Below are 24386 nucleotides of genomic sequence, written 5' to 3' on the forward strand. Positions count from 1 at the left end.
AGGTCGATTAGCTCAGCTGGGAGAGCACCTCCCTTACAAGGAGGGGGTCACTGGTTCGAGCCCAGTATCGACCACCACTTTCCTCTTCTCATCATTATCACTTAAGTTCCTTCTTAATCGGAATAGCCCACACTTAGTTCATATACGCTATGCTGCAACCCCTTCGATGATCTTACTTAATCGAATAACATCACTACTCTCTATAACATTTCTCAATATTGCCCTCTAGCCCGCCCTAATACTGCTAATTTCAACTATTCTTCAATAATAATGCATATGAGGATCATACTATGGCAGATGTCAGTCAATCCGCCTCTTTGAGCAGCATAGCGGCCTATTTGAAGCTCACTCACAATTGCGATGAACAAGCGGCATTAAAAGAAGCAAAAGAGGTAATGAATAACCTCGTAATTATGAGGCAAAAAGGCTTCATTACCGGTTGGTATTTCGACGAATATGGCCACTTAGAGTTGCTACCCAGTGAGTCATTAGTCAAACACGTTCCCCCAGAGAAGTAACCGGGAACTCCATCCTATCTGTGCCGGTATTCTCTTACCGGCAGTTCAGCTTGGATAATCAAGCCGGCCATTTCACCTATTTAAACACCTCTTAATCCCCCTTTGAGCTGCTATGGGTGGATTTCCACCCATCAGGCATATCTTCCTAGGCCATTTCCCACTCATATACACAACACAAACAAAACAACACCCTGGCAACATGCGCGCAACAACCGGTTTACCGGTAATTTTTAAAAGTTGGCTTACTCTTTGCTGATAGCAGTATTAAGTGACTGATGCTGTGAAGCATGAACCCACTTTACATTAGCTAAGGGAAGCCAGGTCGTATCCCGACGATGATAAACCCAACTCCAGATATATTTATCCTATTTATCATGGAGATAAAAAATAAAGTTAAGGGAAAAGAAGATGACTAGCAAACTAAAATCTACGCACTTTTGTACACTTACACGTTCACTGAAAATGCTGTTGAAAACAACGGTACTTGCAGGCTTGCTTACCGGCAGTACCCACGCGCTTGCAGAGCCGGTACAGATCAAGTTTTCTCACGTTGTAGCCGAAAACACCCCCAAAGGACAGATGGCTCTGAAATTTAAAGAGCTGGTAGAGCAACGTTTACCAGGTGAATATCAGGTGAATGTATTCCCGAACTCTCAGCTGTTTGGTGACAATAATGAGGTCGCCGCCCTTCTGCTTAACGACGTACAATTTGTTGCTCCTTCACTCTCAAAGTTTGAACGTTACACCAAAAAGTTACAGATCTTCGACCTCCCCTTCCTGTTTGAAAATATGGAGTCGGTAGATAGGTTTCAACAGAGTGAGTCAGGACAAAAGCTGTTAGGCTCGATGAAACGAAAAGGAATTGTAGGGCTCGGGTATCTTCATAATGGAATGAAACAACTGTCAGCCAGTAGTCCGTTAATTCTCCCCACCGATGCAAATGGCAAAAAGTTTCGAATCATGGCATCGGACGTCTTAGCGGCCCAATTCCAAGCCGTCGATGCTATTCCTGTTAAGAAGCCATTTTCAGAAGTATTTACCCTTCTGCAAACCAAGGCTATCGATGGACAGGAGAACACATGGTCAAACATTTACTCTAAGAAGTTCTTCGAAGTTCAGAGTCATATTACAGAAAGTAATCACGGTGTTCTCGATTACATGGTTGTGACATCGGGAACATTTTGGAACAGCCTGCCGGCTGACAAGCGTGTTGTGATCAAAGCCTCTCTGGATGAAGCCGTGGCCTACGGCAACCAGATAGCAGCCGCTAAGGTGAATAAAGACAAAGCGACAATTGTCGCGTCTAAACGCTCAGATGTTATCCAATTAACCACTGAACAGCGCCAAAAGTGGGTCACTTCGATGAAACCGGTTTGGAGCCAGTTTGAAGCCAAAATAGGTAAAGAGCTTATCGATGCGGCTGTCGCTTCAAACAAGCTATAGCAAGCAAAATAACAAGAATAGATTTGGCTGAGGGTAGAAGCTCAGCCCTTAACAGACAGTGAGGGGAGAAAAACTGGTGATAAAACGAATATTTTCTCATCTGGAGGAGGGGTTACTTAACCTGTTAATCACCTCCATGACGTTTCTGGTATTTATCGAAGTTATCGCTCGATTTTTCTTTAATACCGGTTTTCTCTGGATACAGGAGTTAACGCTGACCCTATGTGCCTGGTTTGTGCTCTTTGGCATGTCCTACGGAGTCAAAGTCGGAGCACACATAGGAGTCGATGCATTCGTAGTAAAACTCCCCAGACAAGCCAGAAAAATCACCGCATTGCTGGCTACAACCATATGTATCGCATATTGCGTGATGTTCCTGAAAGGCAGTTGGGATTATCTCACCAAGATGTACGAGATAGGGCTTCCGATGGAAGATATCGACTTCCCTCACCTGCTATTCATGAATATGGATCCGGATCTGGTCTGGGACTCTTTACGTATCGATGTAGAGGAACCAGCTGTTCCCTTGTGGATGTCACAAAGCATACTGTTAATCGGATTTGGGCTACTCATTCTACGCTTTATTGAGCTACTCATCGCGATTTTGAGAAACCAGAAACTTGGTTTTGCCTTAGCCGATGAAGCAGAAGAGAGCATGCATCTGGCCGATGAAGTCAAAGAAGCGATGTCGCGAGAGAGTGAGCCATCAGTCACAGCCGATCACACAATTAAAAAAGTGGATATTTCATCAAAAGATCAAAATGAAAAGGATGACAAATAATGACCATCGCCACCCTATTCATCACCCTGCTCGTTTGTATGATACTAGGTATGCCCATCGCCATCGCGCTGGGGTTTTCGAGCATGCTAACCATCCTGTTATTTTCCGATGATTCATTAGCCTCAGTTGCCCTCAAGCTCTACGAAGCAACATCAGAGCATTACACCCTGCTCGCGATCCCATTCTTTATTCTGTCTTCTGCCTTCCTATCTACCGGTGGAGTGGCCAGAAGAATTATCGATTTTGCTATGGACAGTGTCGGACACATTCGAGGCGGACTTGCTATGGCCTCAGTCATGGCATGCATGCTATTTGCCGCCGTATCCGGCTCATCTCCGGCTACCGTTGCCGCCATTGGTTCTATCGTTATCGTGGGTATGGTTCGCGCCGGTTACCCTGAAAAATTTGCAGCAGGCGTTATCACCACATCCGGCACCTTAGGAATATTAATCCCTCCATCTATTGTCATGCTTGTTTACGCTGCAGCAACCGAAGTCTCCGCCGCACGCATGTTTATGGCGGGTTTGGTACCCGGCTTGATGATGGGCTTTCTGTTGATGTTAGCCATATATCTTGTCGCCAGAGTCAAAAATCTACCATCGAGGCCTTTCCCCGGCGTCAAGGCGCTCGCGATATCCAGCTCTAAGGCGATGGGTGGCTTAGCGCTCATACTCATTGTCCTGGGATCTATCTATGGAGGCGTTGCCAGTCCAACAGAAGCTGCGGCGGTAGCTTGCGTGTATGCATACTTTATCTCTGTTTTTGGCTACAGGGATATCGGTCCTCTGAAAGAGGTTGCATGGAAACATAAACAGGAGTCTTTGATTAGTGCGGCGCTCCGTAATCTCGGATATATGCTTCTCGCCTTTTTGAAGACACCTATCGACAAAGAGATACGCAACGTGGTCAGGGATGGTGCAAAAGTCAGCATTATGCTGCTTTTCATCATTGCCAACGCCATGTTATTCGCCCATGTACTGACCACTGAACGTATCCCTCATATCATAGCTGAAGCCATTGTCGGAATGGGATTACCCGCATGGGGATTTCTGGTGATCGTTAACCTGTTACTGCTGGCAGCAGGAAACTTCATGGAACCATCGGCCATTTTACTCATCATGGCACCGATCTTATTTCCCATTGCCACTCAGCTGGGGATAGACCCGATCCATCTGGGTATAATCATGGTTGTAAATATGGAGATAGGTATGCTGACTCCTCCGGTAGGGCTTAACCTGTTTGTCACCGCCGGGATCACCGGAAAAAGTATGGGCTGGGTAATACAATCATGTATTCCCTGGTTACTGCTATTACTCTTTTTCCTCATCCTCATTACCTATATACCGCAAATATCACTATTTTTGCCCGAGTACATAGATAAATTAAATGGCTATTGAATCTAAGTTAACCCATTAAGCTTACAGTAAATTAAGAGTTTCAAGCGTGTCTAACCAGTAGTATAGTTATTGAACTGTTAGACACGCTATATTTTCACCAGGATATGTATAGCTTTATGGCAATAACAATAAAAACAAAAAACTACCTCTACATCTCGATTTTTTTACTGGCAGGACTTGCAGTCACATTAAAGGCGACACATTGGTTCTATCTTAACGAAGGCTACACACAAACGGCGCAGCAATCTAAGCAGCAGATGACGGAGCTTGTCAATTTCCTCGACGGCTCCCTCTCCAGATACGAGAGTATTCCACACCTTTTATCCACCAACCCCTTACTGAAAAACGCACTCATAAACCGGCAAAAACCAGACAGTATTCAGGCTCTCAACCTCTATTTAGAACAGATACAACATATTACCGAGTCTTTAGACATCTACTTAATTGATACAGCCGGCGTTGCTATATCGGCCAGCAACTGGCAAGAGCACTACTCTTTTATTGGCAAAGACTTCTCCTACCGCCCCTATTTTCAGGAAGCGATTTCGGGAAAACTCGGCCGTTACTATGCCGTAGGCGCCTCCTCAGACAAGCGAGGGTTTTACTTTTCATACCCTATCTATCATGAGTCAGATATTTTAGGGGTTATCGTCGTCAAGGTAGATATCACAGATATTGAGAGACAGAGCAGCGGCATCGTCGGGGCACGTGGATTTGAGTTCGCTATAACGGATCCCGATGACATTATCTTCCTCTCCAGCATCGATAACTGGCTGTTACACTCTTTATCTCCCATAGAGCCAAGCCGACAACATGAAATAGACGCTTCTAAACGATATGCTAACAGGACCATCGACCTATTAAGTATCGAACCCACTTTTGATAGAAGAGTGACCTCGGAGCAAAACAACTACGCCATAGAATCAGGAAGCGGACCAATAGAATATATTGAGAGTCGTAAACCAATGGCAAGAGCGGGGTGGACGGTACACATCATGGCACCTCTTTCACCAATCTATCACTCCTTACCCGCTTTCATGATATTTAACTCCTGCATATATCTGCTATTGGCTCTGGCTGGTTTATTTGGGTACGAGAAGCGTAAGAGCACATTACGAATACAGCAGGCCAATGATCAGCTGGAGCAACGGGTACAGGCCAGAACTCAAGCTCTTGAAGCCAGTAATCAAAAACTCAATGAAACACAAGATGAGTTAATACAGGCAGCTAAGCTCACCGTCATAGGCAGCCTTTCTGCCAGTATAAACCATGAGATTAATCAGCCACTCGCAGCGATTCGAAGTTATGCGCAAAATACCCAGACACTGGTAAAGCGAAACCAGCTGGAGCATGTCAGTGGAAATATCGATACCATCATTTCGCTGACAGACAGACTCGCCGCTATCGTTGGGCAATTTAAGAGCTTCACCAGAAAAAGTCAGGGAGATGACCGGGCCACCGATATCAGCCAATGCATTTCGGACTCTCTTACCATCATTCAACCCGAAATAGATAAGCAAGGCATTGAACTTATCCTCTCACCCTGTAAGGTGGTGTGTGAGGTCTGGGGAGATAATGTCCGGCTACAACAAGTACTCGTGAATCTCATGAGTAATGCCATAGTCGCAATGAGGCATTGCATATATAAAAAACTGACCGTGACTGTTTCAAAAGACACCATGATTCACGTTCTAATTCAAGATAGTGGCTCCGGCGTACAGGAGAGTCAGATGGAAAAGATATTTGAACCCTACTTCACCACCAATGAACGTCAGGGATTAGGCCTGGGATTATCAATATCAAGACGAATTATCGAGTCGATGCAGGGCAAGATCACCGTTTCCAATGCCTGCCTGGGAGGGGCCATATTTAAAATATCATTACCCATCCATCATCAGGGCAAAATCAGCGAAGACCTTTGCCACCAACAGGGAGAGCTATACGATGAACCTCAGTAATCTTGATGATATCCGGGTGATCATCGTCGATGATGAGCCACTTATAGGCTCTGCACTCAAACAGCTATTTGAATTGGAGGGCATTCCATCATTAGCTGTTTCGACACCGAAATCGCTTGCAGAACATCTCCATCTCAACTGGCCCGGGGTCATCATCACAGATGTCAACATGCCTCAGATGGATGGTATCTCCTTGATGGGAAGCTTGCTTGCCAAGGATAAAGATCTTCCCATCATACTACTTACCGGGTTCGGTGACATAGCCATGGCAGTTCAGGCACTTAAGCAAGGAGCCTACGACTTTCTCGAAAAACCCTTTAACAATGAACATATCCTGGATGTAGTGAAACGGGCCTTGGAAAAAAGGGAGCTGACCCTCGAAAACCGAAAGCTGAAGAGAGAGCTGGAATCTCAGAGTCTCCCAGGCCCTCGAATATTGGGCCACAGCCCGGGTATAGAGCAGATGAAGCACATCATACATCAGGTTATTGATATGCCGGCCGATGTACTGATCGAAGGGGAGACGGGTACGGGTAAGGAGTTAGTCGCGCGCTACCTGCATGACCACAGTATCCGCCACCAAGCCAATTTTGTGGCAATTAATTGCGGAGCGATCCCCGAGACCATCATAGAGAGTGAACTGTTCGGAGCTGAGTCAGGGGCATTTACCGGCGCAGATAAGACCCGCATAGGTAAATTTGAATATGCCAACGGTGGCACTATCTTTCTCGATGAGATTGAGAGTACTCCGTTATCCCTACAGATAAAACTACTCAGGGTTTTAGAAGACAGAAGAGTCGAGCGACTGGGCTCCAATAAGAGTGTTCCCCTCGACATTCGGGTCATTGCCGCCACTAAGGTCGATCTGGCTCAGTTGTGTCAAACAGGAGAGTTCAGACAGGATCTGCTCTACAGGTTGAACCTTGTTACCATCCCTATCCCCGCGCTGAGAGAGAGACGTGAGGATATCGGCCTGCTATTTCTACATTTCGCCAGGGTTGCTTCATCCCGTTATCACAAGGCGCTCATCGCACTGAACGCACAGCAGATGACGCAGCTGACCGCCCATGATTGGCCCGGAAATGTAAGAGAACTCAGAAACCTGGCTGAGCGCTATGTCCTCCTTGGAGGAGAAGCCGCGTTTGCCACGGCGATAAACAACTCTGTGAATCTCAACAGTGGCATGTCGTTGCAGCAAAGAGTCGAATTTTTTGAGCGACTCTTAATCGAGGAGGCACTGAGTCATAACAAGGGCAGCATCAAGCTCACCATGGAGCAGCTGGAGATCCCCCGAAAAACCCTCTATGACAAGATGCAGAAGTATGAATTAGACCGTAAGCTGTTTATCCAATAAATATCGCATGGTTTTACCCGATACTTACGACTGAAGATATAGAGCTCAGGTTAGGATACACTGACCTGAGCTGAGTTGAGTCCGTCTACCCTGGCCACTCTGAAGATAAGCAAGGCTAACAACGACAGGGCGATAGATGACCCCAAAACCACCCCGCTCCAGCCCCAATGCAGCCAGAATGGCATCAGGTATGGCCCCCCCAGCGCGGCGCCAAGATAGTAGCAGCACAGATAGAGCGCCGTGGCTTTGGCTCTGTGTCGCTTAGCTCTGAGTGCCACCCATGCATTGCAGCAACTATGAATGAAGAAGAAACCAAACGCCGTCATTAAAAATCCGCTGCAGATAGCGCCGACAGTATCAAACAGAGTGATAACACTGCCAGAGAGCATAAGTAACAGCGCCAGTTTTAACAACTTCTCCCGGCCATAGCGTTTTATCCAGTGCACAGAGTAGTAAGAGGCTAGTGTACCACTGAGATAACAGAGGAAGATAAGTGTCACTTCAAAACGCCCCCAGTCGAAGGGCGAAGACATCAGGTGCAGTTGAATGAAGCTAAATTGGTTGACCATAACCAGAAAAGCCATGCCTCCTACCAGATAGATACTACGCAACTTACTATCCCTGAGGTGAAGCAAAAATCCGTTCAGATCAGACAGGCGAAACGGTGTCAGCGATCTCAAACCACCTCTACTCCTACCCCTCTGTGTGCCTGTGACAGGCGATCCGATGCGTTCTGGTAAAAGGTAATGTACGAGAATCACGCCAAGCAAAGAGAGGAGTAGAATGACCGAGATCAACTCTTGCCAGTTCATATAAAGCGAGAGGCCACCACCTATAAGTCTTCCCGCAATACCTCCCACACTGTTGGCTGCAATATAGATGGCTCCGGCCTTAAGCAATGCGCCCTGACTCAGCTCATCTTTAAAATATGCCATCGCAATTGCCGGAACAGCCGCAAGCAACACTCCCTGCAGTAAGCGAACCACCAGCAGGTGGCTGAAGTCGGTGACAAAAAGCATCAGCAGATCAGAGAGTAGTAACAGATATAAGCTAATCAGTAATGGAGTCTTACGCCCTATCCTATCGGACAAGATGGCATAGAAAAGCAATGAGAACGCCATGGCAAAGCTGGTCACAGACAGCAATAAGGTCGCATGGCTGGTCGCAACCTCGAAGGTTTGCGCGATTAAAGGCAAGATCCCCTGAACCAGGTAGAGGTTGATATAGATGACAACGGAGGCGATTGACACTCCCCAGATCAAGCGGATCTCCCTGCTCTGTTCAGACACTGCTGTGCAGAGGTTTTCATCAGCTAAGCATGGAGTCCCCATTCCCGTATCGTTAAGGCTTATGTTTCGTTGAACCGTCATCTGTCTCAGCAATTTATTACCCACATTAGATAGACATAGGTTAGCACCGACAGTAACATAACAATAATAGATTAAAGCAATTAAACCCATTGATTTTTGTTATGGTTTATTTATGGATATCCGCCAGCTAAAACATTTAGATGCATTGGTTAAAAGTGGCAGTTTCACAAAAGCCGCCCAAAGCCTCAACATGGCCCAGCCCGCCTTAAGCCAGAGCATTAAACGCCTGGAGTTTTCACTCGGTGTCACTCTGGTAAACAGGGGGGGCTCGACCAGTAAACGAGACAAAAGACTCAGCCTTACGGCGGAGGGAGCGGCTCTGCACCAACACGCCTTATTGATTATCAAACAGTTGAAACAGGCCGAAGCCCATATCAAGTCCATGGCAAATTTAACCAAGGGAGAGGTCAGGATAGGAGTTCCCGGTATGCTTGGCTCATTCTACCTCCCCTCCAGGCTGATGGCCTTTCGTCATCAATACCCGGACTTAAAGCTTTCGTTGTTCGAGGGTGGTACCCGGGATACTTTGAAGATGCTATCCCGCGAGGAGGTCGACATCGCTATCATCACGGCTCAGGATCTTAAGCCGGAATTTGACAGCCACCTGCTGCTCACCGAGCAGATGGTAGTTGCGCTGGGAAGTGAACACCCACTGGCCGCTGAAGCCGCAGTCAGTCTGGAGCAGTTTTTCGAACATGAGTTGGTGATGTTTAAACCAGGCTACTTTCACCGCGAATGGATGCTATCGCAGGCAAATAAGTTGGGGCTAAGTGCAAACATTGCCTTCGAAACCAACCTGATCAACCTCATCAAGCAGGTGGTCTCACAGGGCTTTGCCATCACCAGTGTGCTGGAGATGGTGATAAGTAACAGAGATGACATCTTAGCTAAGCCATTTAATCCGGAGGTCTTCCTTGACCTTCATATTGCATGGAAGAGAGAGCGTCCGATAAGTCAGGCCGACAGAGCCTTTGTCGATTTTCTAATGAAGAACAGATAGGCTCTGATCTGAGCCTATCTGTCACTGTCTTCTATGCGCTATATTTTCTGATGTTTCCTCACGACCCCGAAATCTGCCAAAATCGCGTAGGCACAGGGGATGATAAATATCACCATCAGGGTCGAAGCGAAGATCCCGAATACAATCGACACAACCAGTGGCTGCACTACCTGTGCCTGAAGGCTGGATTCAAGCAGCAGGGGTAACAAGCCCGCAGCTGTCGTCAGTGAAGTTAAAAAAACCGCCCTGAATCGCTCCCGGCTGGCACTCACTACCGCTTCATGAACACTATCCCCCTCATCGACATGATGACGTATATATTGCACCAACAAGATGGAATCATTCACTACGATACCGGCAAGGGAGATGAAACCCATAATCGATGGCATAGAGAGGCTATAGCCCAGTAGCAGATGTCCCCATAGCACGCCTATCAATGCAAGCGGGATAGCCAACATGACAACTACAGGCTCGAGATAGCTTCTGAATTGAAAGCTGAGGATTGCGAAGAGCCCAAACATACCAATGATGAAACCTTTCCCGAGTGAAGCCCCCGTCTTAGCCGTCTCTTTCGCCGAACCTTCGAAATCGACCCTTACCCCGGGGTAGTCCTGCATGGCTTGCGGCAACCAATCAGATTTTATCTTAGCTAAGGTCTCATTGGCATTACCCTTGCGGTTATCGACATCGGCCATCACGGTCACCGAGCGCTGGCTATCGATCCGCTGAATCCGAACATAAGAACGTTGACTCTCCAGTTTGGCTATCGCGGACAGGGTAAGCTGATTACCATCGGGTAACATGATGGGGAAGTTAGCCAAAGCGTGCAGATCGCCCGCTTGCACCTTATTCAACCTGACCTCGATCTCGATATTCTCAGGCCCAACCTGGATCTCATCGGCGCGTTGACCAAAGAAAGCACTGCGCAGCTGATTGGCAACCAATTGACCATCGATGCCGAAAGCTTCCGCTCCTGGCCTGAGGCTTACCTTTATCTCCTCCTTACCCGGACGCATATCATCAAGAATACCGTTAATACCATCGAACTTAGCAAGATAAAATTGCAGCGACACAGATGCCTGCTTAAGCATATCCAGATCATCCCCTTGCAGGCGAACCTCAATATCACGACCGGCGGGTCCCATTGTTGGCTGCTTGAAGACCATAGACAAAGGAGACGCCAGCTCACCGGTATTATCGCGCCAGTCCTGAATAAACTCCTCTATCAGAGTATTACGGATCTCTGCCGACAGAAGATCTAACCTGACCGTAGCCACATGAGGCCCCTTCTCCCCCGCATCGGCATTGAAGTTATATTGAGAGGTAATATCCAGGATAAGCTCCTCGCCCTCTTCCACCTCTTGGCTATAGCGTGTTCCTGTCTCTTTCGCGCTGAGGATCACGCGCTCGACAACCTTTTGAGTCTCACTCAAAGGAGTTCCCGGCGGCAAGATAATTCTGACCTCGGCAATATCACCGTCGAGTTCAGGAAAGGGGACAAACTTCAACACCCCACCAACAACGAGTGCAACAGAGCAGAGAAGAAGACCTATGGTAATACCTACGCTGGCGTAGCGCCATTGCACCACAAACCTAACGGCATCGACGAGTTTGGTATTACGAAACTCTTCAAATTTCGCTAAGAAATCCCGTTTGAACTTAAGCTCACCCCTCTCCTCTTTCCCGGGGGCATGGCTCAGTGAATGGTTCAGGTGATTAGGCAAGATAAGAAATGCCTCAATTAAGCTGATGCTCAGCACCATGATAAGTACGGTCGGAATCGCCGAGAGTACGGCTCCCATTTGGCCATCGAGTCCAAGCAGGCTGCTGAAGATCAAGATGGTGGTCAAAAATGAGGAGACCACTCCCGGAGCCACTTTTTTCACCCCTTTAACCACGGCGTCATGGGGCGCAAAACCTCTGTCAACATGGGAGGCGATAGACTCGGCGATGACGATAGCATCATCCATCATGATACCGATAGCCATGAGCAGACCCACTAAGCTCATGATATTAATAGAGACCCCAAAGAGACTCATCAAATAGATGCCGCCCAGAAAGGCGACGGGAAGACCTGCCGATACCCAAAAAGAGTAACGCAAAGAGAAGAACAGCCACATGCTGAAGAAGACCAGTATGATCCCCTGCCAGCCATTGGTTAACATCATATCCAGACGATCTTTGAGCAGCGAAGAGAGATCGTTAGTCAATGTCAGACTCACGCCATCCGGCGCACGTAAACGCTCCTGGTCAATGAAGCTGCTCACCTTCTCTTTTATTCTTAACGCGTCATCGGCTTTATTCTTTTGAACCTTGAGTATGGCCGCGTGCTCGCCGTTAAACAGAATATGTTCTTCATCCAGTTCGAAACGATCGCTGATAGTGGCGACATCACCCAGCCTGACGACACTGCCATCGCTGGCCGAAGAGATCACTGTTTCCGCCAACGCCTGGGGAGTCACCTTTCGCTCGTCAAACCTTAACAGGAGATTTTTATCTTTAAGTTCAATTGTTCCCGCCGGAATTTTTACATTCTGCCGGCCCACTTTATCGGCAATATCAGCCGCGGTCAGTCCCAGACGACGCATATCAACTTGATTGAGCTCAATACGCAACTGGTGATCGGAAAAACCGGCCACCGATACCAGGCTCACCCCGGCATCGATCTTCAACCGACGTTTCAGCTCTTCGGCGTAGCTCTTAAGGTGGGGCCAACTGGCATCGGCCGAGATAGCGATATCCACGACGGGCTCGGCCCAGTCGAGCTCTTTTACCACGGGTGGTTCAATTTGTGACGGAAAATTTTTAATCGCATTGATCTGCGTCTGCACATCCACCAACGAGCGACCGATATCTGCTTTGGCGTCCAGCTTAATGGTCATAGATGCAACGCCTTCCTGCGCGTCACACTTCACCTCTTCGACATTGCCCAGCCCATCGACAGCATCTTCCATCCGCAGGCACAGGCTCTCTTCCACCTCTATCGGCGATGCGCCGGGATAGACAACCGTCGCGGTTACATAGGGAGGAGCAAACTCGGGAAATGTCTCACGCTTTATCGAGCCCAGATTCAATAACCCGAGCAGAAGCAGAGCGAGCATCAACAGGTTGGCTAATGTGGGGTGACGGGTGATGTAAGTTATCACTGACCTGCCTCCTGTGAAGAAGCCTTGGCTCGCTCCGCATCATTCTGGCTTGCACCAGATGAGACCTCTTTTAACGACATCCCCTGAATGGCGGGAATAAGATCGTTCAGCACCACCTTATCACCGGCGGCCACTTCGGCCTGAATCGCGACCTCTTCCCCATTGCGAAACAGAACGGTTACCGGCTTGATCACCAGCTTATTGTCCTGATCCATCAGATATAACTTGTCACCATGTAGCGCCTTTTCTGGCACGGAAAAATGAGGTTTACTCTGACCATATATTAGCGCCGACACGAACATTCCCTTAGTCAAAGGTGGCCTGCTGAATGGCTTCAGCTGACGGAAGTCCTGCTCTACCTCAAGATAGATACCAATGGTTGCCTGATTTGGATTAACGGTTTCTGCAACTCTGGTTACCTTGGCTGGCCAGGAGAAACGGTTGCTGCCCACCTGAAACTCCACATTGGCCTGTAATTCAAGCAGCTCAAATGAGGGCAGGCTGTGCTCCTCGGGGATACTTTTAATACTGCCGACTAAGGTGCGCATATCTTGCAGAGATATCTCGGCCTTGATCTCAGCAGTGCCAAGCTGATGGGCGACCAGCATAGTAGAGCCCAAAGCCACAACCTGATCTTGTTCGATATTAATATCGGAAACCCGGGCATCGAAAGGCAACACGACCTTAGTCTGCTTCAGCCTTCTGCGGGCATCCTCTAATTGCGCCACATCCACACTCTGCTGCGCCTGGGTCACTTTTCTGTCGTCAGGCAGCAGCTTGATCGAGTTTTGTAGATCTTCCACCAGCTTGGTTTGCACCAACAAGGACTGATGCTGGCTTTCAAGCTCAGAGCTCGATACCAGGTTACGCTTCTTGAGGGTGAGCTTACGTTGATACTCCTGCTCCGCGAGGATAAGCTTCTGCTTCTCAATCTCCAGACTACTATTGAGGTTTCTCTCCTGCTGATCGAGTCGGGTCAACTGCGCCTGAGTAGAGTTGAGACTCGCCTCTGCCTGAGCCAGCTTCAGCTCATACTCCAGAGGATCGATCTCGAGCACCAAAGTCCCCTCAGGCAACATCCGGCCCGTTTCAAGCTGAGGATGACGGTAGATGACTTTCCCCCCTACTTCGGCAACCGCCTGCCAAATATGTTTAGGGGTTACCCGGCCAAAGCCCTTTATTCTCGGAGCCAGCTCTTTTTGTTCCAGGGTGAACAGATCAACCGCCCTTGCCTTATCATAACCTTCAACAACGGGTGGTGACGGTTTTAACACTACCGCCAAGACCAGAATCAATACTCCGGCCAGAATACCGGGAAGCAGGAAACGTTTCTTATTACTTGTCATGACTCTGGTCCTTTGTGGGCATTAAGCCCCTTGCAAGCAGATTAGTGTTTTGCTCTGCGAGTTTAGTTAGAAATTCAGGTGTGAGCTGTATGCCTAGTCGGTTCAATAACTCTTCGGGTACAAGAAATGGGAATATTGTCATGGAAATAAAACTCAGTTGAGCGCACAGGCTATCGACATCGTCCCGGAGCAGTCCTCTCTCTTTGAGCTTATCGAACATCATGATGTCATCCAGATCGACGATTTCGTTGAACACCTTGGTTATCTCTTTATTTTCAGGAATACTCTGATCCAGCCCCGCCAGACGGAAGATTAACCTTGGAAAATGAGGATAAGCCGACATGACTTGATAGTAGGTCTGCATAAAACTTGCCGGGCCACTCGCCTGTTTCTCTCTAATCACCTTGTAGAGCTGCTGCTTCACAGGTGCCGCAGTCTCACGAAGCATAGCGGTAAACAAGTTTTCTTTTGAGCCAAAATAGTAGCGAATAAGACCGGGATCTGTGCCTGCAAGTGCCGCAACATCACGAATGGTGACCTGAGAGTAGTCACGCTCGACGAAAAGTGCTCTCGCTGCCTGAACAAGCTTATCGCGATTTTGAGTCTCTCCACTGGGGCGTCCTACTTTATTCTTGCTATCAGGCATACACTATTCCTCAATTAAAGAATTTATTTTAAAAGCAGAGCAAAAGAATTGGCAGTGAAATAATTCCACAAAACCAGCACTAACGAAGAATACAAGAGTTAACAAGCTGTAAAATATAAAGAAAGTAACTATAACATCATGAGTATAGCCCTTTATGTTTGAAGGGGAGGTGATTTAGGAGGTACTTTAGGTCTTTTGCCTTAAAATATCCGGCTTTTTATACTCAGCCTTCTGGCAGAAGACGGTATCTGCTACTAAACGTTTTTCCCCATACTTCGATATTGGAGACGTCGCATAATTTGAAGCTTTTCAAGCTCTGAGCGCACTCTCAGCGGTCATAATGCCCCACTTAGTGTGACCCCATTTATTGCACAGGTAGTAATGCCAGCTGATTAGCTGGCATTACATTATACGCTTATCAGAAGCCTACATCCTTATGGATCTTACCGATCTTCTGCGCTCTGATGTCATAGTCTTCCGCATGACAACCAGAACAACTATCCCAAGCACGAAGCCAAGGCATTTGGAACTCACCGTCTGCTGAGAAGTGTCTTGGGTCGTCCTTTGCGCCTTCAAGGTCAATCTTAAACAGGTGTGATTCAGTAGGCATATGGCAGTCTGTACACTTCGCAATGAACTCGTGAGCTGCTGAAGCTATATCACTCTCTGGAACGTCTGAGAATTGCATAGTATGGCAGTCTGTACACTGTCTAACCATCGCGTTCTCATGGCCAGCTTTATCATGATTTACTGCTGATTGGTGTGGATTGTGACAGGTTGAACAGTTAAAGCTGGCCTTCTTACCCATTGCCACCCCTGTATCAGGGTCAACACCTTTAAGCGTTGCCGCCGCATGTCTACCGCCACCACTAACATCATCTTTACGTCCTTCAGGCTGACCAAACTCACCTACAACTGGTAAACGTGAGTTCATAGTACCCTCACCGAATGCGTGCTCATACTCCGTCACATAATCAGGGTACAGTCTTCGCGCATCTTCAGTTGTATGACACTCGATACATGAAACCGCTTTACCATTCGCCATATCTTCAGCAAGAAAATCCTCTGCAATTCGTGCATCAGCTATTTTAACAATGTTATGTTTTGAAGGCCCTTTGATATGCTCACTACCCGCACCGTGACAACTTTCACATTGAATCCCAGTCATAGCGAACGTCCCTGTCATGCCCGGCATATCATCTTGTCTAAACAAGTTTCTTTCGTCACCAGAGGCAGAGGTATAAGCTTTCCAGCCTGTGGTATGACATCTACCACACGGCCCATAGGGGTGACCGTCCGGCTCAGTGCTCCTTATGTATGGCATCATCATTTCAGAGGTGATTTGCGTTCCCTTTGGCTTTAACATCATACCAGCCTTTTGACCGTTCATAATGTAGCCGTTCTTATCAATAAAGAGATTAGCCGTTATTGTCCCGCCAAGAACATACTTAATATCCTTCCATCCATCAGGGTCACCCAAGGTATTTAAAAGGCCCTCAATGACATCAGCAGCCCCTGTTACAGAAGTGAATGGGTATTGAGGCTCCTCATCATTAATAACCTCCGTTAGCATCATGTTATGACCTGTCTCTAAGAATGATTTCTTATCTGAGTGACAGGCAAGGCATTTCTCAGTTCCAATATACTCTAATGCAACCTCTTCGGGCACTGTCTCAACAGGTGTTTCAACAGGTGTTTCAATTGGTGTCTCAACCGGAACCTCTACAATAATCACCTCAGTGTCATCATCTCCACAAGCTGATAGCATTACTAGCATACTGGCAAACACCAGCGTTTTACATGTTGTTCTAAAATGTATTAAGTTCATCATCAATCCCTAAATAAGTTTTTCCTGCATTCGCAGTAGAACCAATATAAAAGAACCCAAGATAAATGATGTAATTAGGTAGTTAAATTGTGACTGATAATTGAAGATTCATGGAGCTTAATTTCAATATATTCAAAAGGTTATTTCAATAAGGAGAATCAATACCTATAATCATGAAGAGCCAGTAATTCTTTAATGGTATTGATTATTATTTCCCTGTTTTCAACTGTGTATCTGCGATGGGAAACTGGTTTTTCAATTAGATAGTATTTGGAAGGTAGCATATTTCCATGAAGCTTCTTTACCTCGACTTCAGGTAATCGCTCGACATGGATCCCCGGCATATTCTTATAAATTTCAGCCTCTACCGCTGGAATAAATGCCAGGCTCTCCATGGTCAATAAATTGCTGTACCACTGCTCTTTACCTTTAACCTTTTCAACACTGACAAGCTCTATTCCCGATTGATGGCTATAGACTTCCAGGGGGGCCATCTTGTCATTAAGCCCCTTACATTCCAGATAAAGAGAGGGGTATTTACAAATTTCATTTAAAGTAAAATGGGGAAGCCTCGTCCAAATGGGATGTCTCACATTTCCGGCCAGATAAATGGAGTCTAAGGTACCTAAATGTTCAAAATTAAGATCATGGTGACAAGTGGTATCTAAGGCCACCCCTAAGTCTAACTCCCCACTGTGAATCAACTCAGCTGAGTCATCTTTCCAAGTATGGAGCCGAATCTTACCAATTCGATTAAGAGAATAATTATTGGATAAAATCAGAGAGAGACTCGCCATGATCCCCGGCATCACCGCGATATTAAGAACGGGCGTTGAGTCATGATGGCTTACTTCAAACGCCACTTGTTCAATTTTTGCCACCGAATAGCAAAACCGACATATGGGCTCAAAAAGATGCTCGGCTAACGGAGTTGGTTTCAAACCAAACTGACGGCGATAGAAAAGCTGATCATCAAACGTCACCCGTAAAGTGGTTAGGCAGCGACTGATTTTAGGCGCAGATACATTCAGCTCTTTTGCTGCAGCATTCGCATGACCGGTTTGAAAAATGATTTTAAAGACCTGTAAACAAAATACATCGAGGTCACTGATTCTCTTAATTGCTTGATTATTCATTTGATATTAATTTTATCTATTCATGTTTATAAATAGGGTCAGAATCTGAGAGATCCCCACTAATTTAAAAATTAGCTTGCGGCGCATCATATTCAGGCCTCCGGCAGAAATCTGCACCAGCCTTTAAACGTTTCTTCCCATGCTGCGATACTGGTTACGTCGCAGACTTTGTAGCTTTTCAAGCTTCTGACAAAGTTCGAAAATATGCTCCTGAAACAACTTGAGTTCCGCCCTATACCCAAGCTCACTTTTAGAGGAACAGGCTTTAGAGGGGTATGCTTTAGAAGCATAGTGTTTTGCAATTTGGATGATCAGGTGCTCGGCTTGATTGAGTTTGTCATGCTCAATCTGTTTGACGATAAGCAGCCTGAAACAATCGAATAAGATAATAAGCATATGAGCATCATCGAGACTCTCCTCCATAAACTCATCATCCAGGCCATAGTAGCTCATGGCAGCAATCAGATTTGCCACTGTCGTTATATTCGTTACACCGCAGAACAGGTGCCCCACCTCTGTTTCGAGTACCAAGGCAATTTTTTCGGCAAACACAGACTTCTTCCACTGCTCACCTACAGATCTTATAAAATTCATTTGTCACCGCCCCCATACATTAACGGAACAACTGAGTGGATATCGGCACAATTTGCAGTGACCTGGTCAGTTCATCCAGATAGCATTTAGTAAGCCGTGCTATCCCCCGATAAAAATCACTCTCGGCGTGATGATGCATTAACTCGAGACAACGGTCAGACCAAGGCAGTAGATGTTGCTGTAGCAAGATGATGCAAGTACCTGTTAGCTCAGGGCTTTCCTTCTCGGAGAGTTGACCGAAGATCTGATCCAGTGCGGCAAAGAATAGTCCCAGGTGGTCGACAGGCTGATTCGAGTCCAGCTCAAACGTGATCCCCCTCTCTCGGAAGAAGCTCATTAAGGACTGAGTCGATTCGCCGTTGAGTAGTTGCTTCTCACTCAAATAGACAGAGCCCCAAGGGGCGGCGCTGGGATCGCCCGGTCCATAAAAAAGCTGACCGTAATCCAGCTTGAGTGACAGGCTCTGCTCCGGACTCCAGTGTTTCAAGTAGTTGTTAATTAGCTGCTTAGCCAGCGACTCACTCTTATCCTTCGAATAGTCGGGCCAACTGTCTATGCTCTTATGTGCAATAAAGCTACCGATAAGCTCAACGCTGGGATCATAAAACAATACGTTGTGTAATATACGGGCGATCCCCTGATATTCCAGGTAAGTGTCTCTGGTTAACGTTGCCATAGGCTCCTCTGTTTGGTTACAAATGTTAACAAGCGGCACCCTCACCGGGCGCCGCTAACGGATCAGACCTCTGAATGGTTTAAGACAACCCCATCTATGCTGCCGCTGGCGCGGGCATGACGATTGGCCTTCATCAGCAGATTCGGCGATGTAATACTGCTGCTTGGCAAGGGAGCGAAGTTGGGCTTAACGGCGTTGGGGTATTTCTCCTTGAGTGCATCCATAGTGCCAAAGTCGATGGCGCGCATCGGACATGACTCCACACAGGTCGGATTCTTACCTTCGGCCAGCCGCTCAAAGCAGCCATCACACTTGGTCATCACCTTGCGGGTCTTATCTATCTGCGGTGCATCATAGGGGCAGGCACGGGCACAACTCTCACAGCCGATACACAACTCAGACGCAACATGCACCAGGCCATCTTGCTTACGCTTATGCATGGCACCCACCGGGCAAGCCTTGACACAGGCGGGCTCACTACAGTGATTGCACCCGATAGAGGTATAGTAGGCGAACACATTCTGGTTGATAGTGCCATCGGCATTCTCGGTCCACAGACCGCCACCATACTCATACACACGACGCCAGTTGATGCCTACGGGCAGATCCTTACGATCCTTACACGCTACCTGGCAGGTCTTACAACCCGTACACTTACTTGAATCGACATAAAAGCCGTATTGAACATTATTACTCATTGTTAACTCCTATCAGGCTCTGCGGATCTCGACCCGGTTAGTATGCTGTGGATTGCCTTTCGACAAAGGCGTAGGGCGTTGCGAGGTGATGGTATTGATATTGCCCCCCTTATCGATGCCCCCCTCGAATCTCGACCAGGCACCTTGGCCCAGTGCAGTAACACCTATCATGATTCGGGGCGTCACCTTGACTTCGACCTCCAGAGTGCCGCGATCATTGAAGACGTGCACCAAGTCGCCGGTTTTGAGATTTCGCGCCTGAGCATCGATAGGGTTCATCCACACGGCGTCTTGCACCACCTCCCTGAGCCAGGGGATATTATGGTAACTGGAGTGAACCCGTCCCTTAGTGTGGTAACAGGTCAGCTGCAGTGGATATTGTTCCCGGGTTTCACTGTCTTCATAGCCATCCCATGTGGGGATATATTTGGGCAGGGCCGAGATAACATCCCCTTCACTGAGCTCCCAGGTTCTGGCCTTGTGCGCCAGGCGTGATGAGTAGATCTCAAGCTTACCCGATGGCGTATAGAGTCGGTTTGTTTCAGGATCGTCACGGAATCCCTTCAGAGCAATGTAACTACCGTGGGGCAGATACTTACGATAAATACCTTGCTCCAGCATCACCTCTTTATCGGGCAAACCCGGGTTGGCCGCTTGTGCACCGGCGTACATCTCAGCCAGCCACTGCTGCTTCGTCTTACCCTCTGTGAACGCCTGCTCAACTCCCATCCTCTTGGCGATCTCGGTGCAGATATCGTAGGAGTGACGGCTTTCAAACAAGGGCTCGATACCCGAGCTCATCTGAATTAAAGTCGCCGTACCACCTGCAACATTATTCTGATTCACCAGCTCTTCATCTTCCAGCCACGTCGTATCCGGTAATATGATGTCTGCAAACTCGGCACTGGGAGTCATCACATTATCGACCATCAGAATAAATTCACATTTACTCTCATCTTTGAGGACTTCGCGGGTTTTATTGACATCGGAGTGCTGATTCACCATCGAGTTGCTGAACCAGTTGACGATCGCCTTGATATCGGTGCCCAGTTTGCCATCGCCATTTTCATCCAGCTCGACTCCCCGTACACCATCTTTGAGCACCGACATGTTCTTACCATCCTCGACGGCCTGAAGATAAGTGAAGAAAGATATTTGTTTAGTAACCGGATTGGTACCAGACGGCAGGGTAGGCGCAAAAAAGAAGCCCCCCCTACTCTGACCGCCGTTAGTGGTGCCGGGTAAGCCTATCTTGCCCAGCAGGATAGATAACATATAACCGGCGCGCATATTGTTTTCACCCGCCGCGTGACGGTTCAATCCCAAGCCTAAATGAATAAATGGCGCCTTGGCTGCAGCAATTTCTCTGGCCAACTCGATAATGGTATGCTCGGGGATACCTGTGATGCTCGCGGCTCTGGCGGGGGTCTTGGCATTAGCCCCGGGATTCAGATCGCCAACAGTTGAGTTATCCAGAATATAGGACTTATAACTCTCCTCGTAGCCAACGCCATCGGGCATAGTCTTTTCATCGTATCCGACGCAGTACTTGTCCAGGAATGCCTGATCGACTTTATTTTGGGTGATCCACTCATAGGCGAGCGCCTCAAACAACGCCGCATCGGTCCCGGGACGAATGGGAAGCCACTGATCTTCCTTACCCACGGCGGTATCGGTATAGCGCGGATCTATGATGATGGTCTTTAAATTATTTTTTTGCTTAATATTCAAGAAATCATAACTGATCCCGGAGCCACTCATGCGGATCTCCGATGGGTTATAGCCGATAAATACCGCCAGATCAGAGTTTTCTATTTGAGTGATACAACTGCCCTGCAGACCATCATAGGGAGTGCCGAAGGTATAGGTTGCCGCTTCAAATAGTTGTGCATAGCTATAAACACCATACTTGTCGAGACAGCCGCCGATGGCATTCATCAGACGTTGCGGCATACCAAACACCGATTTGAAGTGAGCAAAACTCCCGGTTCCAGTCATGTTGAAGATGGACTCATTACCATATTGATCGATGATACCCTGCAGCCTTTCGGCGACAATATCTAACGCCTCATCCCAACTGATCCGCTCAAATTGGCCACTGCCGCGGGGGCCGACACGCTTCATGGGGTATTTTAACCGCTCGGGCGCATACACACGCTTTCGTAGCGTACGTCCCCGCAGGCAGGCACGCACATCGTGATTACCATATGTATCTTCGGTGGTGAACTCAGACTCGATGCGGGTGATCACCCCATCTTTTGAAAATACCTTGACCGGGCAGTTAGAGCCACAGTTCACCAAACAGGAGGACCAGTTCATGGTTTCATCTTCAGTGACCGGAGGCGTTGGTGGCACGACATCGACATCACTCGAGCTGGAGTTACAGCCTGCGACCGTCGCGGCGCAGCCCATAGCGGCACTCATTTTTAAGAAACTTCTGCGTTCCATTATTTTTTCCTCATTAGTAATGATTAGCTGCTGGCACTAGCGCAACTGGTAGCTAAACGACAACATCACCTGGTGCGCGTTATAGTTATGGTTAAGTTTGCCCTGGGTTGTTAAGCCATCTATGGCGTTGACATCGACCTGTGCATTGTCGGTGTCGTAGTATCGTTCGTACCGGTAACCCAACCTGACGGCCATCAGATCGCTCAGCAGATAGTTGGCATACACCTCAGCACTGTGGTTGTAGGAGTAGTAATCCCCCTGAGGCTCAGTGATGACATAGCTCACCTGCTTATCGCTGTTTGAATTGGCAAACAGATAATCCAGCCCCAGACTCAGCTTGTCTTGCATCAACCCGGTGTAGTTCATCCCCGCCCCCAGATTGATAAACTCATCTTCAACCTTGGCTGACCAATCGGCGGTGCTAAAGCGCTGACTGCCATTTTGTTGTGACTCGATCCACTGCTGACCGGCAATGACGTAACCGTTAAGCCGTTTATCAAACTGCAAAGTGATATTCAGGTCATAGCCGTAGTCTTTGGCCGACGTTAGACCCAGCTGAGTGTCGCTATAATCGTCCTCGGCATAACGGCCAACGAAGTTGACATTAATCCAGTCTGTTGGCAGATGGATAAACCTGGCCTCGAACTCGCTTCTGTCTCGATCGGCAAGGTAGTACTTACGTAGCAAAGGGTTACTGATGCTCGAGGTTTGAGCACCGGCTTGATATTCACAGCCATCACGCTGGCTATAGCTTGCTTTCAGCTTGAGCTTACTGCCCTCAAAGCTGCGGATATCCAGCTTAGTCCAGACGATGCTTTCGTCGGTCTGTTCACGGTCACTGTTGCTACGCTCTAACTCTTCGCGATCAAAGCCCGCCATTAAGCGATAGTCGCCATTGATGCGGTAGCTGAAGTTAAACTTATAGCCAAGCTTTTCGGTATCCAGTGGTACATTTTGTTTAAAAGCTCCGCCTACGCCGTTAGGCTCAAGCTGGGCGAACTCCCAAACTGAACTCCTGTTATCACGTTTGCTGTAGATAATGTTGCCATCCAGGCGCAGTCGATTATCCAGTATCGAGTTAATGGAAAGCTTGCCATCCATAGAATCGACCTGACCGTCCCAGTTTTGAACAGGGTTACCACTCACCTGAATGAGCTCTGCATCCTGTATCATGCGTCCCTGGGCGAAGTGAGCATTGATCACGGTGCGCCCCAATCGATATTGGCCTGCGAGGCTGAGTTGATATGCACTATTGTCCGGTTCAGGCGTATAGAGATCATCGAGATAAGTCAGACTAAGGGAATCGATTTGGTTATCAAATTCGCGGTATTGATAGTTAAGCGATGTCAACCAGTTTTGGCCACCTATGTTCAGGCCCGTATTCAACTTGTCCGTCTTTGTATCGACCGGCTTGCCAAAATTAATGGGACGCGGCGTCACCATGCTCGCGCTCTGATAACCAGTCTTCTCTTCCTGGCTATAACGGGCAAAGACTTGGTAGTCTTGCTCGCCCCACCGATGCCCGGCCGCCAGGCCCATCCCAACCTGTTTACGCTTAAGCGATAGCTCTTGGGTTTGCACCTGGCCACTCGGGGTTAACGTCCCATCGGCATACCAAAGATTGCTCTTCGCATTATCGTGTTGATATTGGCTTAGCTGACGATAATCTAACTCGGCTTGGTAACTACCGACCTTACCCGCTTCAAGGTGAGCGCGGCTGTTCGCAAGACCCAGATTAATCGCCTGAGCTTTGGCTCGATAACCGGCTTTGCCACGATACTGCACATCGGCATTCAGCACTCCATGGGTACCATCTTCGCTGTTGAGTGCTTCAGCACTATGGATATCATCACTGTCACTATAAGCCGCGCCTAGCTCAACACTACCGCGGTAACCTGTTGTATCGGGGCAGCGTTTGCATTGAAATTTGTCAGTATGAACACCGCTGGTGTTGGCCTTGTTCACACTAAAATCGACGGCCATCGGGGTGCCGGAAACAGAGACGAGCGCAAGGGTGATGAGGTTTAGTTGATATTTCATTTTTTAC

The 24386-nt window shown here is 47.8% G+C and carries 18 protein-coding genes and 1 tRNA gene; 8 read left to right on the forward strand and 11 right to left on the reverse strand.

The annotated features are described in order from the left end of the window. Position 1 precedes the first annotated feature (1 nt). The 7 genes from Q1B47_RS07345 (at position 2) to Q1B47_RS07375 (ending at position 7451) form a co-directional block, all read left to right on the forward strand. Positions 2–77: transfer RNA gene (locus Q1B47_RS07345), tRNA-Val, on the forward strand. Between the two features lie 213 nt (positions 78–290). Then, positions 291–518, forward strand: coding sequence for a hypothetical protein (locus tag Q1B47_RS07350; protein ID WP_299791015.1), 228 nt, complete (start codon positions 291–293; stop codon positions 516–518). Between the two features lie 408 nt (positions 519–926). Continuing rightward, positions 927–1961 carry a TRAP transporter substrate-binding protein gene (locus tag Q1B47_RS07355; protein ID WP_299791018.1) on the forward strand — a complete coding sequence of 345 codons (1035 nt, stop codon included), beginning with the start codon at positions 927–929 and terminating at the stop codon, positions 1959–1961. 76 nt (positions 1962–2037) lie between these two features. Then, positions 2038–2742 (forward strand): TRAP transporter small permease, encoded by a 705-nt coding sequence (locus Q1B47_RS07360; RefSeq protein WP_299791021.1) that lies wholly within the window; start codon positions 2038–2040, stop codon positions 2740–2742. After that, entirely contained in the window at positions 2742–4139 is a 1398-nt protein-coding gene (locus Q1B47_RS07365) for a TRAP transporter large permease subunit (protein WP_299791024.1), read from the forward strand. The genes Q1B47_RS07360 and Q1B47_RS07365 overlap by 1 nt, the downstream gene beginning before the upstream one ends. 116 nt (positions 4140–4255) lie before the next feature. Beyond that, positions 4256–6097: an ATP-binding protein gene (locus Q1B47_RS07370; RefSeq protein WP_299791027.1), complete on the forward strand. Its 1842-nt coding sequence runs from the start codon at positions 4256–4258 to the stop codon at positions 6095–6097. Next, complete coding sequence (locus Q1B47_RS07375) at positions 6084–7451, forward strand: sigma-54 dependent transcriptional regulator (RefSeq protein WP_299791030.1); 1368 nt, start codon at positions 6084–6086, stop codon at positions 7449–7451. Before Q1B47_RS07370 ends, Q1B47_RS07375 begins: the two co-directional genes overlap by 14 nt. 50 nt (positions 7452–7501) lie before the next feature. On the opposite strand, the gene Q1B47_RS07380 is transcribed toward Q1B47_RS07375, so the two are convergent. Further along, positions 7502–8782: an MFS transporter gene (locus tag Q1B47_RS07380; protein WP_299791898.1), complete on the reverse strand. Its 1281-nt coding sequence runs from the start codon at positions 8780–8782 to the stop codon at positions 7502–7504. A gap of 151 nt (positions 8783–8933) precedes the next feature. On the opposite strand from Q1B47_RS07380, the gene Q1B47_RS07385 reads away from it, so the two are divergent. After that, positions 8934–9821: a LysR family transcriptional regulator gene (locus tag Q1B47_RS07385; protein ID WP_299791033.1), complete on the forward strand. Its 888-nt coding sequence runs from the start codon at positions 8934–8936 to the stop codon at positions 9819–9821. 38 nt (positions 9822–9859) lie between these two features. On the opposite strand, the gene Q1B47_RS07390 is transcribed toward Q1B47_RS07385, so the two are convergent. The 10 genes from Q1B47_RS07390 to Q1B47_RS07435 all read right to left on the reverse strand — a co-directional run bounded on the left by Q1B47_RS07390 (position 9860) and on the right by Q1B47_RS07435 (position 24379). Next, positions 9860–12967 carry an efflux RND transporter permease subunit gene (locus Q1B47_RS07390; RefSeq protein WP_299791036.1) on the reverse strand — a complete coding sequence of 1036 codons (3108 nt, stop codon included), beginning with the start codon at positions 12965–12967 and terminating at the stop codon, positions 9860–9862. Beyond that, a complete protein-coding gene (locus Q1B47_RS07395) occupies positions 12964–14313 on the reverse strand; it encodes an HlyD family secretion protein (RefSeq protein WP_299791039.1) in 1350 nt (449 codons plus the stop codon). The genes Q1B47_RS07390 and Q1B47_RS07395 overlap by 4 nt, the downstream gene beginning before the upstream one ends. Further along, entirely contained in the window at positions 14303–14959 is a 657-nt protein-coding gene (locus Q1B47_RS07400; protein WP_299791042.1) for a TetR/AcrR family transcriptional regulator, read from the reverse strand. Before Q1B47_RS07400 ends, Q1B47_RS07395 begins: the two co-directional genes overlap by 11 nt. Before the next feature lie 418 nt (positions 14960–15377). Next, entirely contained in the window at positions 15378–16787 is a 1410-nt protein-coding gene (locus Q1B47_RS07405) for a multiheme c-type cytochrome (protein WP_299791045.1), read from the reverse strand. Between the two features lie 158 nt (positions 16788–16945). Then, a complete protein-coding gene (locus Q1B47_RS07410) occupies positions 16946–17923 on the reverse strand; it encodes a LysR family transcriptional regulator (protein ID WP_299791048.1) in 978 nt (325 codons plus the stop codon). A 123-nt stretch (positions 17924–18046) separates the two neighbouring features. Then, positions 18047–18517: a hypothetical protein gene (locus Q1B47_RS07415; protein WP_299791051.1), complete on the reverse strand. Its 471-nt coding sequence runs from the start codon at positions 18515–18517 to the stop codon at positions 18047–18049. A gap of 19 nt (positions 18518–18536) precedes the next feature. Further along, entirely contained in the window at positions 18537–19193 is a 657-nt protein-coding gene (locus tag Q1B47_RS07420) for a molecular chaperone TorD family protein (RefSeq protein WP_299791054.1), read from the reverse strand. A 62-nt stretch (positions 19194–19255) separates the two neighbouring features. Further along, positions 19256–19891: a DMSO/selenate family reductase complex B subunit gene (locus Q1B47_RS07425; RefSeq protein WP_299791057.1), complete on the reverse strand. Its 636-nt coding sequence runs from the start codon at positions 19889–19891 to the stop codon at positions 19256–19258. Positions 19892–19903: 12 nt separating this feature from the next. Next, entirely contained in the window at positions 19904–22339 is a 2436-nt protein-coding gene (locus tag Q1B47_RS07430; protein WP_299791060.1) for a DMSO/selenate family reductase complex A subunit, read from the reverse strand. A 36-nt stretch (positions 22340–22375) separates the two neighbouring features. Beyond that, on the reverse strand, positions 22376–24379 hold the full coding sequence (locus Q1B47_RS07435; protein WP_299791063.1) for an MtrB/PioB family decaheme-associated outer membrane protein: 2004 nt from the start codon (positions 24377–24379) through the stop codon (positions 22376–22378). Between the last annotated feature and the right edge of the window lie 7 nt (positions 24380–24386).

Origin of the sequence: uncultured Shewanella sp. (assembly GCF_947501225.1) — a bacterium.
Classification (GTDB): Bacteria; Pseudomonadota; Gammaproteobacteria; order Enterobacterales; family Shewanellaceae; genus Shewanella.